The organism is Variovorax sp. Varisp53, from assembly GCF_059491555.1.
In genome coordinates, this window is record NZ_CP168512.1 from 2398872 (window position 1) to 2415274 (window position 16403).

The window sequence follows — 16403 nt, forward strand, 5'->3', positions numbered from 1 at the left end:
CCACCTGAACCGATGCACCTGCTGAGCACCCAGCCCGGACGTTTTGTCGAGGACGACAGCGTCGTCACCCGGCTCGACCAGACCCCGGGCGAGATCGTGGTGCTCAGCTCGGCCGACACCACGCTCGCGCTGCTCGCGGCCGCGCGCACGGCGCTGGCGGTCACCGACCCGGGCTATCCGTCGCTGCGGCTGGCCAACCTGATGCACCTGCGCCAGCCGGCCTCGCTCGACCTGTACATCGACGAGGTGCTGCAGCATGCGCGCGTGGTGGTGGTCGACCACCTGGGCGCGGAATCGGCCTGGGCCTACGGACTCCAGCAGCTCGAGAAGCTCGCCAAGCGCAAGGGCCAGCAGCTCGCCATGTTCTCCGGCGACTTGCAGGAGGACGAAGACCTGCTCGCGCGCAGCACGGCGCCGCGCGCGGTGAGCCGCCAGCTCTGGCAGTACATGCGCAGCGGCGGGGCGGGCAATGCGATGCAGTTCCTGCGCGCGGTGGCTTTCCACGGCCTGGACCATGGCGAGGCGCCGCTGCCGCCGCGCAGCCTGCCGCAGGTCGCATTGCATGTGCCGCAGGGCATGGGCACGGCGCATGCCGTGGCCGGCATCGACGACCTGCGCGCCGGCTGGCGTGCGGGCGCGCCGGTGGTGGCGCTGGTGTTCTATCGCTCGCACCTGCTGTCGGGCAACACGGCGGCCTTCGATGCGCTCGCCGCGGCGCTGAGCGCCGAGGGGCTCAACCCGCTGCCGGTGGCGCTCGATTCGCTGAAAGACCCGCTGTGCCTGTCCACGCTGCGTGCGCTGTGCATCGAGCATGACGTGCAGCTGGTGCTCAACACCACGGCCTTTGCGGCGCTGGGGCAAGGCGCGCAGAATGAAGAAGGCGAAGCCCTCGCGCTGGCTGGCGACGCGCCGGTGCTGCAGGTGATCGTGAGCGGCGGCAACCGCGAGGACTGGCTGGCCGACAGCCAGGGCCTGCGTCCGCGCGACATCGCCATGCAGATCGCGCTGCCCGAGATGGACGGCCGCATCGTCACGCGCGCCGTGAGCTTCAAGGGCCTGTCGCACCGCTGCGAACTCACGCAGACCGAGGTGGTCAGCTACCAGCCCGAGCCGGACCGCATCGCCTTCGTGGCGGAGCTGGCGCGCCGCTGGTGCCGGCTGCGCAGCCTGCGCGCCGACGAGAAGCGCATCGCGCTGATCCTTGCGAACTACCCGGGCAGCGAGGGCCGCATCGGCAGCGGCGTGGGGCTCGATACGCCGGCTTCGGTGATGGCGATCCTGCAGGCGATGGCGGCCGAGGGCTATGCGCTGGGCGAACCCGGCGCGATGCCCGCTGACGGCGATGCGCTGATGCGCAAGCTGCAGGAAGGCATCGCGAACGATCCCGCGCAGTGGGCTGCCCGGCCGGCGTGGCAGAGCTACGGGCTGGCTGAGTACCGCGCGCGGCTCGCGTCGCTGCCCGAAGGCATGGCCGACGCCATCGACGCACGCTGGGGCCGGCCCGAGCAAGACCCGATGCTGCGGCGCGGCCGCTTCATGATCGCCGGCCTGCGGCTGGGCCGCGTGTTCGTCGGCATCCAGCCCGCGCGTGCGCTGGGCACCTTGGACATGGCCGACTATGCGAGCTACCACGACGCCGAACTGGTGCCGCCGCACAGCTACCTCGCGTTCTATTTCTGGCTGCGCGATGCCTTCGCCATCGACGCGGTCGTGCACGTCGGCAAGCACGGCAACCTCGAATGGCTGCCGGGCAAGAGCATCGCGCTGTCGCGGGCCTGCTGGCCCGACGCGATCCTCGGGCCGCTGCCCAACGTGTACCCCTTCATCGTCAACGACCCGGGCGAGGGCGCGCAGGCCAAGCGGCGCACGCAGGCTGTCATCGTCGACCATTTGATGCCGCCGCTCACGCGCGCCGAGAACCACGGGCCGATGCAGGACCTGGAGCGGCAGGTCGACGAGTACTACGACGCGCTGCTGGTCGATGCGCGCCGCGCGAAGGTGCTGCGCGCGCAGATCCTTGCGGCGGTGCGGGCGCAGCATCTGGTCGAAGAGCTGGGTGGCCTGCCGGGCGCGGAAGACGATGCGGTGCTCGCGCGCGTGGATGCCTACCTGTGCGAGCTGAAGGAAACGCAGATCCGCGACGGGCTGCATGTGTTCGGCGCGTCGCCGCGCGAGCGGCTGCGGCGCGACACGCTGCTGGCATTGGCACGCTACCCGGCTGCCGACGGTGCGGGCGCCAATGCCGGGCTGCTCGGCGCGTTGTCGCAAGACCTGTTGCCGGGCGAGGCGTTCGACCCGCTCGACATCGACGCGGCACAACCGTGGCAGGGCGCGCGTCCCGCGCTGCTGCAATCGGTGAGCACCGATGCGTGGCGGCATCAGGGCGATACCCGCGAGCGGCTGGAGCTGCTGGCGCAGCGCCTGCTGGAGGACAACGCCTGTCCGTCCGACATGCCGCATACCGCTGCGGTGATGGGCCGCGTCGAACAAGATCTCGCGCCCGCGCTCGATGCCTGCGGCGCGCAGGAGCTGCTGCAACTTTCGCGCGCCCTGCAAGGCCGCTTCGTTCCGCCGGGCCCGAGCGGCTCGCCGTCGCGCGGCCGGCCCGACGTGCTGCCCACCGGGCGCAATTTCTACGCAGTCGACACCCGTGCCATCCCCACACCCACCGCCTGGATGCTCGGCCTCAAGTCCGCCGCGCAGCTGGTCGAGCGGCACCTGCAGGAGCATGGCGACTACCCGGTGGCGCTGGGCCTCTCGGTCTGGGGCACGGCCACCATGCGCACCGGCGGCGACGATCTGGCGCAGGCCTTCGCCCTCATCGGCGTGCGGCCGAAGTGGGCGCCGGGCAGCCAGCGCGTGGTCGATTTCGAGGTGCTGCCCACGGTGGGCCTCGGCCGTCCGCGCATCGACGTGACGCTGCGCATCTCCGGCTTCTTCCGCGACGCGTTTCCCAATGCCGTGCAGATGTTCGACGCGGCCGTGCAGGCCGTTGCCGCGCAGGAAGACGAAGACGCCGAGCGCAACCCGATCCGCGCGCGCATCCTCGGCGAGGCCGCCGCGCTCGAAGCGCAGGGCATGGCGCCCGAGGCTGCCCGCGCGCAGGCCGGCTGGCGCGTGTTCGGCTCCGCGCCCGGCAGCTACGGCTCCGGCCTGCAACGGCTGTTCGATCATGGCGACTGGCAGACCGATGACGATTTGTCGAAAGCCTACGTCGGCGGCAGCGCCCACGCCTACGGCCAGGGCAGCGACGGGGTGCCCGCCACCGGCGCGCTGGTGCGCCGCCTGCGCGCGATGAACGTCGTGCTGCAGAACCAGGACAGCCGTGAGCACGACCTGCTCGACTCCAACGACTACTACCAGTTCCAGGGAGGCATGGCCGCCGCCGTGCGCCACCTGAGCGGCCGGCAGCCGGCCATGTACCACGGCGATCACGGCAACCCGCAGGCGCCGCGCGTGCGCACGCTGAAGGAAGAAATCAGCCGCGTCATACGCGCGCGCGTGGTCAACCCGAAGTGGATCGATGGCGTGAAGCGCCACGGCTACAAGGGCGTCTTCGAAATGGCCGCGACGGTGGACTATCTGTTCGGCTTCGACGCCACCGCGCGCGTGGTCGGCGACCACCAGTACGCGATGGTCGCCGACGCCTACGTGCTCGACGAAGCCACCCGCGACTTCGTGAACGCGCACAATCCGCGCGCGTTGCACGACATGCTCAGCCGCCTGCTCGAGGCCATGCAGCGCGGCCTGTGGCAATCGCCCGGCGACTACAAGGACCAATTGGAAAACCTGCTGCTCGGTCACGAGCAGCAGATGGAAGGACTTTCGCGATGACCACTGCCGCCCCGATGCCGGTGCCTTTTCCCTTTGCCGCGATCGCGGGCCAGCCGCAGCTGCGCCAGGCACTGCTGCTGGCCGCGGTCGATCCGGGCCTTGGCGGCGTGCTGATCGAAGGGCCGCGTGGCACCGCCAAGACCACCGCTGCGCGCGCGCTGGCCGAGCTGCTGCCGGGCGCGCCTTTCGTCACGCTGCCGCTGGGCGCGAGCCTCGAAAGCCTCGTGGGCACGCTCGACCTCGGACAGGCGCTGGCCGGCCACGAACTGAAGTTCGCGCCCGGCCTGCTGGCGCGCGCGAACGGCGGCGTGCTGTACGTGGACGAGATCAACCTGCTGCCCGACGCGCTGATCGACTCGTTGCTCGACGCGGCGGCCAGCGGCGCCAACGTGGTGGAGCGCGACGGCATCTCGCACCGGCATGCCGCGCGCTTCGTGCTGGTCGGCACCATGAACCCGGAAGAGGGCACGCTGCGCCCGCAGCTGCTCGACCGCTTCGGCCTGTGCGTGCAGCTGCGCAACATCGAGGACGCCGCAGAGCGACAGGCCATCGTGCGTGCGCGGCTGGCCTTCGATGCCGATCCGCAGGGCTTTCGCACGACGCATGCGAAGGCGCAAGCCGAGCTGGCGGCCGCATTGGTCCGTGCGCGTTCGCTCGTGGCCGATGCGACAGCGCTGCCGTATGGCGATGCGGTGCATGAGGCGGTCGGTGCGCTGTGCATCGCGGCGGGCGTCGATGGCTTGCGCGCCGATCTCGTGATGCTGCGCTCCGCTCGCGCGCTCGCGGCCTGGGACGGTGCGGGCGCCATCACCACCAGCCACGTGCAGCGCGTGGCCGAAGCCGTGCTGCTGCACCGGCGCAAGCCCGAAGCCGAGGTTGCGCCATCGGCAGCCCCTCGCTCCGCAATGCCCGACGCGAATCCGACCGACGCCGCGAACAGCGCGGGCGATGAAGACTGGGGCGCCATGCCGCCCGAGCCCGTCGGCATCGAGCGCGTGAAGCCGCTGCGCCCGCTGATCGCTCCCGCACAGGCCGCGCCAAAAAAAGCCTGAGCCTCCGGGATGCCGCACCCACTGGCGCGCGCCAGGGTGACCGGAGGCAGGGTTCGCAAAGGGATGCATGGCATGGCCCCGCCTCGCAAGGCTCGGCCTTCGACTGGCCGCGCACATTCGCGGCGCGCGGTGCCGGCCATCTGCGCCCGGAGCACCTGCGCCGCCGCCCGCAGCAGGCACGCAGCGGTGCGCTGCATTGCTTCCTGCTCGACTGCTCGGCCTCGATGCGCAGCGACGGCAATCTCGCACGCGCCAAGGGCTTGCTGCTCGCGCTGATGCAGGAGGCCTACCAGCGCCGCGACCATGTTGCGCTGTTGTGCTTTGCCGGTGAAGTGGTCGAACTGCGCCTGCCACCGCGCCGCGCCAGCGCCTGGAACGACGACTGGGTCGCGCCGATTGCAGCGGGCGGCGGCACACCGCTGGCATTGGGCGTGCAGCGCGCGGGGCAACTGCTCGCGAAGAGCGAGTCGCGCCAGCGCTGGCTGTGGCTGTTGACCGATGGCCGCAGCAGCGAAAACCCCGCGCGGCCAGAGGCCGCCGACATGGTCTGCGTGGTGGACTTCGAGGCGGCGCGCGTGCCGCTGCACCGTGCGCGGCAGCTTGCCACGCAATGGGATGCGCGCTACGTCGCGGCCTCGAACCCGAACGCCTGAGCGTCTTGCCCGGCGGCGGGTTCGACCGGCGCCAGCATCGTTCCCCGGCAACTGGGCGAGCCGCAATGACACGGGTACTTCGACGGAGGCGAGCCGTCGTCCGCGGTCAGCGAATAGTCGATGAACAGCTCGTCGCCCGCGTCCACCGCCATCAGCGTCTGGAACTTCAGCACCATTTCGCCGCCCTCGTCGTATTCCTCGACGGCCTCGCAATTCGGCTCGCATGAATGGTTCAGGTGGCGAGTGGCGTTGCCGCCCTTTGCGCCGTCGATGGTCTCGTGGTTCGACAGCGTGAACAGGTAGGTGAGCTGGTCGTCCCAGACCTTGGTGGCGATCTCGGCCTGGGTGTAGCGGCGGCCTTCGTAGAGGCCGAGAAAAGCTTCCGCCGGCAGGTCGCGCGTGGCGAAGGCGCCGAGGCCGTGCACGCCGCTGGGGCCTACCCGGACGAAAGGAGTGGAGGAGGTTTGCTTGCGATGCTTCATGGCGGAAGGGATGAGTCGTCGGGTGTCAGGGCTTCGGTGCGCCCAGCGAGGCCAGGCAGCCCACGATGGCGTCGGCCGCCTCGTCCAGCCGCGGGCCGGGGCGCATCATCAGGTCGAAGCGCGCCGAGGCGAAGCTGCACACGCGTCCGCGCTGGATGGCCGACATGGCCGACCAGCCCGGCCGCGAAGCCATGGCGGAGATTTCGCCGAGCGCCGACACCATCAGCACGTCGGGGTTGGCGCGGACCACGAATTCGGGGCTCATCTTCGGGAACGGGCCGAGCGTGCCCGGCACGGCGTTGCCAAGCCCGAGGCGGGCCAGGGTCTCGCCGATGAAGGAGCTCTCGCTGGCCGCGGCCATGCCGCCGTGCACCTCGAAGTACACGCGACGGCCTTGCCAGCCAGCCGGCACGCGAGCCTTGGCGGCGTCCAGCCCGGCGTCGAGCCTGCGCCAGAAGGCTTCGCCCGCGCCCGGGCGGCCGGTGGCGCGGGCCACGGTTTCCATCACGCGGCGCATGTCGGCGTGGGTCTTGGCGTCGAGCGCCAGCACCTTGATGCCCAGGCGCTCCAGCGGCTCGGCGGCGCGGCTGCGCGGACGCAGCAGCACAAGGTCGGGCTTGAGCGCGACGATGCGCTCGATGTTGGCGTCGTCGATGCCGCCGACCTGCGGCAAACCTTTCACCGACACCGGCCAGTTGGCATGGCGGTCGATGCCCACCAGCCGGTCGCAGGCGTCGAGCGCGCAGACCGTTTCGGTCAGCGAGGGCATCAGCGACACGATGCGCTGCGCCGGCGCCTGCAGTTCGAGCGTGGTGCCGCGGTCGTCTTCGAGGCGGATGCCCGCCGCGTGCGCCACCGAACCGAAGCCCAGGGCCACGAAGGCCGCGGCCTTCGCGATCTGGCGGGCGGCGGAGGAAAACGGCGGGCGTGGGGTGGAGGGAGGCGGGGCGGTGGGGTTCATCGGGGCGGGCGTTGTGAGCCCGCTATTGTCGCGGTGCCTGCATGCGCAGGCGCCGCGCCGCTTCTTCCTCGCGTGCGTCGTCCACCTCGCGCATCACGTTGCGCAGGTCGACCGGGCCGGTCTCGCGCACGAACGTGCCCGTCAGCTCCGTCTCGGGGCGCAGCAGGCCGCGTTCGTACAGCTGCCAGATCTCGTCGCCGTAGTGCGTGCGCAGCAGCGTGGGCGCGAACTGGCCGAAGAAGTTGCGCAGGTTCTCGACGTCGCGCAGCAGCATGCGCCGCGCGTGGTTGTTGCCGGCGGCGTCCACCGCCTGCGGCAGGTCGATGATCACCGGGCCGTCTTCGGCCAGCAGCACGTTGAACTCCGAGAGGTCGCCATGCACGATGCCGGCGCACAGCATGCGCATCACCTCTTTCAGCAGGCTGGCGTGGTGGCGCAGCGCGTCTTCGGGCGAGAAGACCACGTCGTTGAGGCGCGGGGCGGCGTCGCCGTGGGCGTCGGTCACCAGGTCCATCAGCAGCACGCCTTCGAGGAAGTTGTGCGGCGTGGGCACGCGCACGCCCGCGGCGGCCAGGCGGTAGAGCGCATCGACCTCGGCGCTCTGCCAGATGGCCTCGGTCACCTTGCGGCCGAAGCGCGTGCCCTTGGCCATGGCGCGTGCCTCGCGGGTGTTCTTGACGCGCCGGTTCTCGGTGTAGTCGACGGCCTGGCGGAAGCTGCGCTTGTCGGCTTCCTTGTAGATCTTGGCGCAGCGCGTCTCGTCGCCGCAGCGCACGACGTAGACCATGGCTTCCTTGCCGCTCATGAGCTGGCGCACCACGGTGTCGATCAGGCCTTCGTCGATCAATGCCTGCAGTCGCTGGGGTGCCTTCATGGCCGCGCCTCCAGGAAGGTCCGCAGGCTTTGCGTGTCGATCTGGTAGAGGCCGTCGTGCTTGCGCGCGGCAAAGCCGAGCCGGTGATTGATGGTGAGCATGGGGGCGTTGACTTCGGCGTTGTGGGTCACGGCCAGCGTGACCTCGGGGTGGCGCTCGCGCACGAGCTGCAGCATGGCGGCCTTCACGCCCTTTGCAAGGCCCTTGCCGCGCCACTGGCGCGCGACGGCCGTGAGCCGCTGTTGCAAGCGGTCGGGGAAGCGCTGGTTCCAGGAGGCGTCGCACACCGCAACCACCTCGTCCCCGTCGAGCAGGAGCACGAGAAAGTGCTCGCCCCCGCGGCGGTCCATGTCGGCGTACCAGGGCGGGAAGTCCTCCAGGTCGTAGCGCAGCGGCGGCCGTTCGAGGTTGGTGGTGGGCGCGTCGTTCAGCAGTGCGGACAGCGGCGCCATCAGCGCAGCGAGCCGTTCGAAGGGCACGCGGCCCGCGTGCACCTCGGCGCGCAGGCCGTGGGCGGGCGCGAAGCCATCGGCGCGCCAGCGGGCGAGCATCTGCCAGTCGAGCCCGGCCAGGGGCATGCGGTTCTCGACGCTGCGGTGCTTTTCGACGGCGCCGATGGCCTGCAGGAAGGCGTGGCCGTCGGGCAGGTGGGTCTTGATGGTTGCGACGGACTTGCCATGCATTTCCATCAATGCCAGCAACGCGCGAAGCAGCGTGCTCGCCACGCCGCGGCGTCGGTGAGGGCGCAGCACGCCGCCCCAGGCTTCGAGGAACGGTGCGAACGCCTCGTGCCCGGGCGTGCCTTCGCGGCGGAAGCTCGCGCTCAGGCTGCCGATGAATTCGCCGTGCGCGCCAACGGCGAGCACGCGATGAATGGCATACAGCGGGCTGGGCTGCAGCACGTTGTGCCGGGTGTCGGCATCGGGAGGAACAGGGTCGCCGGGAAAGTCTTCCGCGGCGCGCAGGCGCCAGTAGGCGAGGAAATGGCCCCAGTCGGTTTCGGATGCGCGCTGGGGATCGAACACGGTGGTCACGGTATGCCGCGCAGGTGCGGCACGGGTTTCAAGCATGGTCGTTGGCCTTGATTCGACAAATGAACGGGGCGCTGCCGGCACGTGTGTGCCGGTAGCGGCGTTTGAATCGGGGCGGTTTGTGGTCGTCGCGGCGGGTGATGGCCGCGCGGGGCAGACCGGCTACGCGGTCGACGCGTGAACGATCAGTTCAGATGAGGCCCGACAAACCGCACGTTGGTGGGGGCTTGAATTGCAGTGTCTTCCATCGTGCACCTCCGCTTTCCGTTGGTTGTCGAAGCGACGAATCTAACGGGCTTGCCGCTCGCCGTGAAGTGCGGTGTGGTTTTTGGCCCCATCCGCGTGCGTGCCGGCGCAGCGCGGTCGGTGCATTGCCGGCCGTGCGCCCTGGGGCCGCCTCAGTTCTTCATGCCATGCACGAGCGCGGTCAGCACGGACGAGACGACGACTGCCGCGGTGAAGTTGCCCCAGCCGCTCTTGCGCCGGAGGAAGTTGCCGATGACGACGCCCCCGGTCAGCAGCCAGATCAGCGGGCTGCTGCCCGCAAGGAAGACGGTCGCCACATAGAGGGCCTGCACCGTCATGCTGACGACCCAGCCGATGTGGGCCAGGGCGCCGCGCTGCGGCACGGCGGGCGCCGCGGGGGCGGGTGTCGGCCCGGCCGCATGCGCGGGGACGCCCACCGGGCGCGGGGGCGAAACTGCCGCGGTCGCAGCCGCGGCCTGCGCGCGCGCGGTCTCCCGCTGCGCTGCCTTCTCCGCCGCCAACTGCTCGGCGGTTTTCTCCAGCACCGGTGCAGGTGCCTGCGCATGCTGCCACCAGGCGGGCCAGGGCGCCTGGCCTGCGGCGGACTGTTTTCGGAAGTGGCCCGCCGGCAGGCTGCGATGCGGCGCGGCCTGTGGCCCGGGCGCCGCGCTGCCGCCGTGCCTGGCGGCCAGCGCACGCACGCGCTGCAGGTACGGCTCGCCGCGCGCCGCGTCGGTCATCGCGATGAAGTTCGCGTAGCCGCGCAGCGCGCTGATCACATCGGTGTTGCCGTTCCATTGCAGGCCCTGCGGCCCGTGCCGCTCGGCCTGGTGCAGCACCGCGCGAAAACGCCGAAGGGTGTCGCGGTCAATCGAGAGCTTGTCGTTCACCACGATGCCCGTTACGTGCTGCTGCCGGTGCCGGCGCATCACCTGCTGCTTGTCGGGGTGCACCGTGAGGCCTTCGCTGGCCACGATCTGCTTCACGCGCCACAGCAGCCTGGCCGTGTCGCGGCTGTGCCCGGGGCCGGCCGAGAAGCTCAGGTCGTCCGCATAGCGCGTGTAGCGGAAGCCGAGCTTGGCGGCGCTCGCGGACAGGCGCGCGTCGAGCCGGCGGCACAGCAGGTTGGTCAGCATCGGGCTGGTGGGTGCGCCCTGCGGCAGCACGCGCTCGCCGCGCGCGACGAAGTAGCGCCGGCCGTCGAGCTGAACCTCGTCGGTCGGCGCCTCGGTGCACACCAGCGCCAGCAGCATCGCCACCTGCGGCGAATAGCCGAGCTGGCGGAACACGCCGCGCACGCGTCGCATGCCGATGGAGGGGAAGAAGTCCTTCAGGTCGAGGTTGATCACCACGTCCTGCCCCACGTGCGGCGCGGCATTGGTGAGGATCGAGCGCCCGGGCAGGAAGCCATGCACCGCCTCGTGCACCGGCATCTTCGCGAGGATGTTGTCGAGCACCCAGTACTGCGCGCGCTTCATGCGCGGCATCGGTGCGGAGATTTGGCGCTCGCCGCCGCTCTTCTTGGCGATGGTGAAGCGCTGGTAGTGGCTCACGCTCGCCACGTCGCGGTGCCAGGCCAGGAAGCGCAGTTCGCCGAGGCCGATGCCCATCGCCTGCGCGGGCTCGCCCGCGTGGTCCAGTGCGGGCAGGGCATTGCGGGCCAGCGCCTGGCTGTCGCTGTGCGCCTCGTTGAGGCCGCCCGACACGCCGTCGCCGATGTAGAGCAACTCGCGCTGGCGACGGTCGTGCCACGCCACGGCGCGCGCATGGCGGCCCTGGGCAAGGCGCTGGCGCGTTTCCTCGCGGCGTTCGCGGGCCTTGGCCATGCGCTCCTTGCGCATCGTCTTCAGGGCCCTGTCGCGGTCTTCGATGCCGCGCAGTTCGTCGCCGAGCTTGCTCAGCGCAGTCTGCAGTTCGCTTTCGCGGCGAATGAGCTGGGCTTCGACCGTCGGCTGCGCCGCTTCCTGCGGCCAGAAGCCGAGGCGCTGCATTTCCTCGAGGATGACCTCCTGTTTGGAGCCCTTGCGGATGCGCTCGTAGAGCTGCTCGCGCGTGAGTGCCGAGTCGGGAATGGAAGAAGAGGGGGCGGGAGACTGCATGGTCATGGCGCTGCGCCACCGGCCGATGCACTGCTGGGATAAAGGTTGCGAACGGAGCGGGATTCTCGTCGAAGAGCCTCGGGACTGGAGGGCTCCACTCGACGCCGTAGGTGCACGGTGGCGCCGATGAGCTTCGAGGAAGCCGCACTGTTATCGCGCCACCGTGCACCTACGGCACAGTGAAGAGACGTCCAGTGACGCTTGGGAAGTGCTGTGTGCGAGGGCGGCGATACGCCGACCGGATTGCAAGAGCCTTCCCGCTCCGTTCGCAAAAAGCAGTGTATCAGCCGATGCGTGCGGTCCTTTCCTGATCCGTCGTTGTCGTTGTCGTCGGCGCGGCCGACAGGCGCAGCGCGAGCATGTGTTCGCACGGGCCCTTGGTCATGCGGTGGCGAACGAAGTGGCTGCACTGGCAGTCGCCCGAGGCCACGCGCTGGTCGGTGTCGAGCTGCAGGCTCACCAGGTACTCGCGCTGCCCGGCGGCGCCCTTGCACTTGCCGCTCAGCGAGAGGCCGCCGTCGGGGCGCGCCGTCGTCTTCACGTTGGCGATGCGGCGTGCGCGCACCAGTTCGGCTGCGGCCTCTTCCTCGGGGCTGGCGTAGCGCAGCTTGTCCATCGGCAGCGGTTCGCGGCTCAGTTCGCGCAGCCGCCACACGCAGTGAGCCAGGTCGTACACCACGCGCCGGGCCTGCACGTAGCCGCCGAGCGCAGCGTCGACGGTGAGGGTCGACAGGCCCGTGGCCGCCGCCAGTTCGGCAGTGGTGGCGCGCCAGCGTTCGCCCAGTGCCGCGAACACGCGCAGCTGGCTGTCCTGGTCGACCGTGTGGCGCGGCTGCAGCAACTCGAAGTGGCCGTTGCGCGACCAGTCGTTGGCGGTCCAGCCCGAGAGGCCGAGCGTGAATTCCATGTCGGGCAGTTGCGCGACCCAGAAACTCGGCATGCCGGTGCCCAGCAGGTGCACCGTGAAGCCCTGCGCCACCGGCACCAGGCGTTCGAGCTGCAGCAACCGGCGCCGGCCCCACACGCGGATGTCGATGTCGGAGGTGGCGCTGTGCGTGGAACGCGGGCACACCAGCTCGTGCCCCCAGGGCTCGAACAGGATGCGCACCGGCTGCCCCGGCCGCAGGATGAAGCGCAGCGAGCGCGGGCCCACGCGCTCCTTGCGCCGGCGCAGCACCAGGCAGATGTTGTGCACGTCCATCGGATGCAGCTGCAGCCGCTGCGACGGCAGCAGCATCGCGCTGCTCACCTGCAGGAAGCCGCGCACCCAGCTGTCGGGCACGTCGATCTTCGGTTCGTGGAAGGCGGGGTCGTTGTCGCTCTGAACCTGGAAGCCGCCGGGGTCGATGGCCAGGCGCGTCGTCTTGTAGTCGCGGATCTTCTGGAACTCGTCGTACAGAGATTCCGAGTAGTCGACGTTGGTGGTGCCGAAGGCGTGGTCGCTCACGCGGTCGAAGATGTCGTGGCTGCACGAGAACATGCCGTAGCTCGACTCGTCCTGGCTGAAGCATTCGAAGAACACGCGGTCGGGGTGCACCGTGATCACCGGGTCGAGCACGAACCAGGCTTCGCGGTTGACCTGGTAGATGTGGTCGAAGTAGCGCTTCTGCGCGCTCATGAAGGGCTGCAGCACGGACTGCTTGCGCTTGCGCAGCTCGCCGAGCTCGTCGCGGATCGGGGCCATCTGCGCCTTCAGCTGGTCGCTGCGCGCCATGAACTGCGCGAGCAGTTCGTTCTCCTGCCCGGCCAGCCATTCGAGGTACGCGCTCTTGTCGCGCGGCTGGAAGCGCAGGTCGCCCACCACCACGTCGTGCAGCGCCGACATGCCTTCGCGGAACGGCAGGTGGCGGTTGATGTCGGCAACGAAGTGCACGGGCGCGCGCAGCGTGTCGGGGGCGAACTGCAGCGCCGTGCTGCTGGCCGTGTGCTGTGCGCCCGAGTGCCCGAAGTAGCGGTACTGGAATCTCATGCGGTGGGCCTCCCCGTGGGGGCGACGGGCAGTGCACGGCGCGGCGTCGCGCCGCGCACCGGAGCGGTCTGCAAGGGGTTTTCCAGTGCGGGGAAGGCGGCCTGGATGGTGCGCAGGCCGGCCACGTACCGGGCGCGTTCGGTGATGGCGCCGGTGACGGCCTGCCGTGCGAACACGCGCGCGACGATGCGTGCGATGTCTTCCGAATGCGCTGCCTGCGCGGCCAGGAACTGCATGACGCGCGCCTTGGCCAGCCGGCCGCGGTTGGCCTGCGACAGCACGCTCAGGAAGTAGGGCTCCAGCCGCGCGAGCACGTCGGCATTGCGGCTCGCGGCCGAGGCCAGCCAGTTGGTGACGAAGAGCTGCATGCCGGGCGAGGGGTGCTGGCTCAGCTGCAGCATGTAGGTGGTGACGTCGGTCACGTCGAAATGCGTGGTGAGCAGCTCGCGGCCCAGCCGCTGGGCGCCCGCGTCCTTGTGGTCGCACAGGCGCACCAGCAGCGCCGGCGTCCAGTGGCTCGCGCTGCCCTCCGTGCCGCTGTGTGCACCGAACCATTGGCGGGCCCAGTCGCGCGCGTCGTCCCAGCGGCTGTCGAAGATGCGCAGCGCATCGCCGAGCTGCGACAGCGTGCGCTGCGGGTTCGCGGCCAGCTGGTCCATGGCCCAGCGGCGCGCAGTGGCGGCGTCGACCAGGCCGAGGCTGGCGGTCTGCAGCACATCGAAGCCTTGCGGATCGTGCTGCGGCAGCAGCCATGCGCCCAGGCGCTGCGCGCCCTTGCTGCGCGCTTCGAGCAGGCGCAGCGTGACGGCGGGCTCGCCGCGGCGGGTGTGCTCGGCCAGCGCGCCGCACAGCCATTGCAGCAGCGAGTCGAGCACGCCCTCGGCGGCTTCGGCGCGGAACAGTTCGTCGCGCAGCATCGGCATCAGCGCCGCGCCGAAGCCGGGGTGCTCGGGCAGCAGCTGCGCGAGCCGTGGCGCGACGGCCGCGCGCACGGCCGGCATCGGGCTGCTGCAGAAGGCGGCGAACAGTTCGGGCTGGGTGACCAGAGTGGCGTCGGGCAGGGCGGTGAACAGCCGCACGCCGGCACCGCGCAGGCGTTCGTCGTCGGACTGCAGCAGGCGCGTGAGCACGCCGACCGGCAGGCCCTGGACCGACGCCGGGTGCAGCAGCAACCATTCGGCGGCGGTGCGCACCACGTCGGGATTCGCGTGGTCGAAGAGCGCGAGCAGTTCGGGCAGCGGCGCCTTCGCGGCCGCAGTGCGCAGCAGGCCTTGCAGGGCCCACTGGATATTCTCGCAGATGGCTTCGAGCTCGGGATGGTCGCTTTCGCAGGCCGGCAGCCAGGCGAGCAGTCCGGCGCACAGGGCTTCGAGCGTCGACGGATTCGGCGCGGCGGCCTGCAGCAGCAGGCGGGATGCGCGGCGCACTTCGGCATCGGCCGAGGTCAGCAGCATCAGCAGCAGGTCGACCTGCTGGCTGTAGAGGCCCGGGTCCTGGGCGATGATTTCGAGCGCGTGTGTGCGCGCCTCGGCCAGCGGCGATCCCAGCAGCGCGGGCAGCCAGGACAGGGGCGGTGTGCCGGCCGCGATGCGCTGGCGCGCAATGGCCAGCGCGAAGCGCGCGGTGTCGTCCCAGGTGCTTGCCAGCAGGCGCCAGACCGTGGGCGCTTCGAGCGCGTCGCAGAAGGGCTTGTTGTCCTGCAGCGCACGCGCCGCAAAAGCATGCACGGCGGCGCAGCGGCCCTGCTGCATCAGCTGCAGCAGCGCCTGCGGATGGCGGTCCCAGCGTTCTGGCCAGGCTTCGGTGCGGTTCAGGCGCTGGTTGGACGGGGAGAGTTGCGGCGCCAGCGCAGGCCGCCGCGCTGGGCCTCCCATTCGGGGTCGTGGCGGTGCAGCAGCTGCATCAGCACGAGCCAGTTGCTGTAGGGGCCGGTGTGCCAGCTGCGAGGCTCTTCGGTCCAGCGCGATTCGCGTTGCTGGCCGGCGGTGCCTGCTTGCGCATCGTCTGCGGCGAGCAGCACGCCCATGGCCAGCTGCAGCCAGCTGGCCTCGTCGGCGGTGCCGGCCAGTGCGAGCCGGCGCAGGTTGCGCCATGTGCGGCGGCGCAGGTAGTCGCGCGTGCGCTGGCTGTAGGCGAGGCGGCTGTCGGGCCGCACGATTTCCTTGGCGATCTCCACATAGCGGCCATTGGCCAATGCCCAGCGGCCGCCGGTGCGGAAGGCGGCACGCTGCGTCTCGAGGCGCTGGTGCAGCACGCCGAGCAGGGCATAGTCGCCTGCGAACTCCGCGCCCTTGTACAGCCGGCGCCATGCGCGGAATCTGCCGGCCGCGAGCTGCAGCGTCGGCGCAATCTCCAGCAGGGCCGTACGTGCAAGTCCGTCGGTGGCCGGGCCTTCGAGCAGCGAGAGATCGAACAGCTGCTCGACCCAGGCCGCGTACTTCAGGCCGTTCCAGAGCGCGGGGTCGGCCAGGTGCTGGCGCAGCAGTGGCATGGCCTGGCCGGCGGGCATGTCGCTCATGGCGGCCCAGGCGCGGCGCAGCGGTGCGGGCCAGTCGTCCACGATGCGTGCCGACTCGGCCGCGCGCTGGTCGGCGGGCCACAGGTTCAGCGCGGCCCAGCGCGCCGCGCGTATGACCACGGGCGTGCGGCCGCGTCGGGAGAGTTCGCGCATTGCCTCGAACGCGCCACCGTCGCCGCAGCGGCCGACGGCCCAGGCGATGCAGTAGTCGAGCATCGGCTCGCCGGTTTCGATGTGATCGATGAGCTGCGGCACGGCGGCGGCCAGCCGACGCTCGCCGATGCGCCACACCACGCGGCTTCGGCGCACGGGAGGCAGCAGGCGCCATGCATCGGGGCTGATGCCGGCCAGCAGCACGGCATCGCCGGGGTGCGCGAGCACGGCGGAGAGCGGCGCCGCCGTGGCAACCGCGGCGGCTGCGCCTTCGATCGCATGGCCCTGTGCGATCTGCGCCGCCACGGCGCGCTCGAAGGCGGCGTTGGCCAGTTCCAGCGGCAGCGGCGACGGCGTGTAGACCGTTTCCTTCCACTGCAGCCCGTCGCGGCTGGTGCTCACATGCACTACATGGCCCGGCGCCTCCGGCAGGGCGAACAGTTCCACGGTGGCGAAGCCCGTGGCGGCCGCTGCGCCCGGCTTCGTGCGGATCAATTTCTCGGAGCGAATGCGCTTCACGCGGAGGCCTCC

General features: G+C 70.7%; 11 protein-coding genes. 3 read left to right on the forward strand and 8 right to left on the reverse strand.

The window, feature by feature from the left end; translation table 11 throughout:
- Positions 1–12: 12 nt before the first annotated feature.
- From cobN to ACEOAB_RS11170, 3 genes are all read left to right on the forward strand, one after another.
- Positions 13–3834 carry a cobaltochelatase subunit CobN gene (gene cobN, locus ACEOAB_RS11160; RefSeq protein ID WP_495653722.1) on the forward strand — a complete coding sequence of 1274 codons (3822 nt, stop codon included), beginning with the start codon at positions 13–15 and terminating at the stop codon, positions 3832–3834.
- Positions 3831–4886, forward strand: a complete 1056-nt coding sequence (locus ACEOAB_RS11165) for a magnesium chelatase ATPase subunit I (RefSeq protein WP_413751084.1) — start codon at positions 3831–3833, stop codon at positions 4884–4886. Before cobN ends, ACEOAB_RS11165 begins: the two co-directional genes overlap by 4 nt.
- 203 nt (positions 4887–5089) lie before the next feature.
- On the forward strand, positions 5090–5539 hold the full coding sequence (locus ACEOAB_RS11170) for a vWA domain-containing protein (protein ID WP_413751086.1): 450 nt from the start codon (positions 5090–5092) through the stop codon (positions 5537–5539).
- Here the strand turns inward: ACEOAB_RS11170 and ACEOAB_RS11175 are convergent.
- From ACEOAB_RS11175 to ACEOAB_RS11210, 8 genes are all read right to left on the reverse strand, one after another.
- Positions 5509–6021 carry an SET domain-containing protein gene (locus ACEOAB_RS11175; RefSeq protein WP_413751085.1) on the reverse strand — a complete coding sequence of 171 codons (513 nt, stop codon included), beginning with the start codon at positions 6019–6021 and terminating at the stop codon, positions 5509–5511. The genes ACEOAB_RS11170 and ACEOAB_RS11175 overlap by 31 nt on opposite strands.
- Positions 6022–6046: 25 nt before the next feature.
- Complete coding sequence (locus ACEOAB_RS11180; RefSeq protein ID WP_495653723.1) at positions 6047–6982, reverse strand: ABC transporter substrate-binding protein; 936 nt, start codon at positions 6980–6982, stop codon at positions 6047–6049.
- Between the two features lie 22 nt (positions 6983–7004).
- Positions 7005–7856 (reverse strand): PA4780 family RIO1-like protein kinase, encoded by an 852-nt coding sequence (locus ACEOAB_RS11185; RefSeq protein ID WP_413750803.1) that lies wholly within the window; start codon positions 7854–7856, stop codon positions 7005–7007.
- The gene (locus ACEOAB_RS11190; RefSeq protein ID WP_413750802.1) at positions 7853–8926 is read right to left on the reverse strand and encodes a GNAT family N-acetyltransferase; all 1074 of its coding nucleotides are present in this window, start codon (positions 8924–8926) and stop codon (positions 7853–7855) included. The genes ACEOAB_RS11185 and ACEOAB_RS11190 overlap by 4 nt, the downstream gene beginning before the upstream one ends.
- A gap of 359 nt (positions 8927–9285) precedes the next feature.
- The gene (locus tag ACEOAB_RS11195; protein ID WP_495653724.1) at positions 9286–11238 is read right to left on the reverse strand and encodes a reverse transcriptase family protein; all 1953 of its coding nucleotides are present in this window, start codon (positions 11236–11238) and stop codon (positions 9286–9288) included.
- Positions 11239–11515: 277 nt separating this feature from the next.
- Positions 11516–13201, reverse strand: a complete 1686-nt coding sequence (locus ACEOAB_RS11200; protein ID WP_495653725.1) for an SWIM zinc finger family protein — start codon at positions 13199–13201, stop codon at positions 11516–11518.
- Positions 13198–15075 carry a hypothetical protein gene (locus ACEOAB_RS11205; RefSeq protein WP_495653726.1) on the reverse strand — a complete coding sequence of 626 codons (1878 nt, stop codon included), beginning with the start codon at positions 15073–15075 and terminating at the stop codon, positions 13198–13200. Before ACEOAB_RS11205 ends, ACEOAB_RS11200 begins: the two co-directional genes overlap by 4 nt.
- Complete coding sequence (locus ACEOAB_RS11210) at positions 15012–16391, reverse strand: HEAT repeat domain-containing protein (protein WP_495653727.1); 1380 nt, start codon at positions 16389–16391, stop codon at positions 15012–15014. Before ACEOAB_RS11210 ends, ACEOAB_RS11205 begins: the two co-directional genes overlap by 64 nt.
- Positions 16392–16403: the final 12 nt, after the last annotated feature.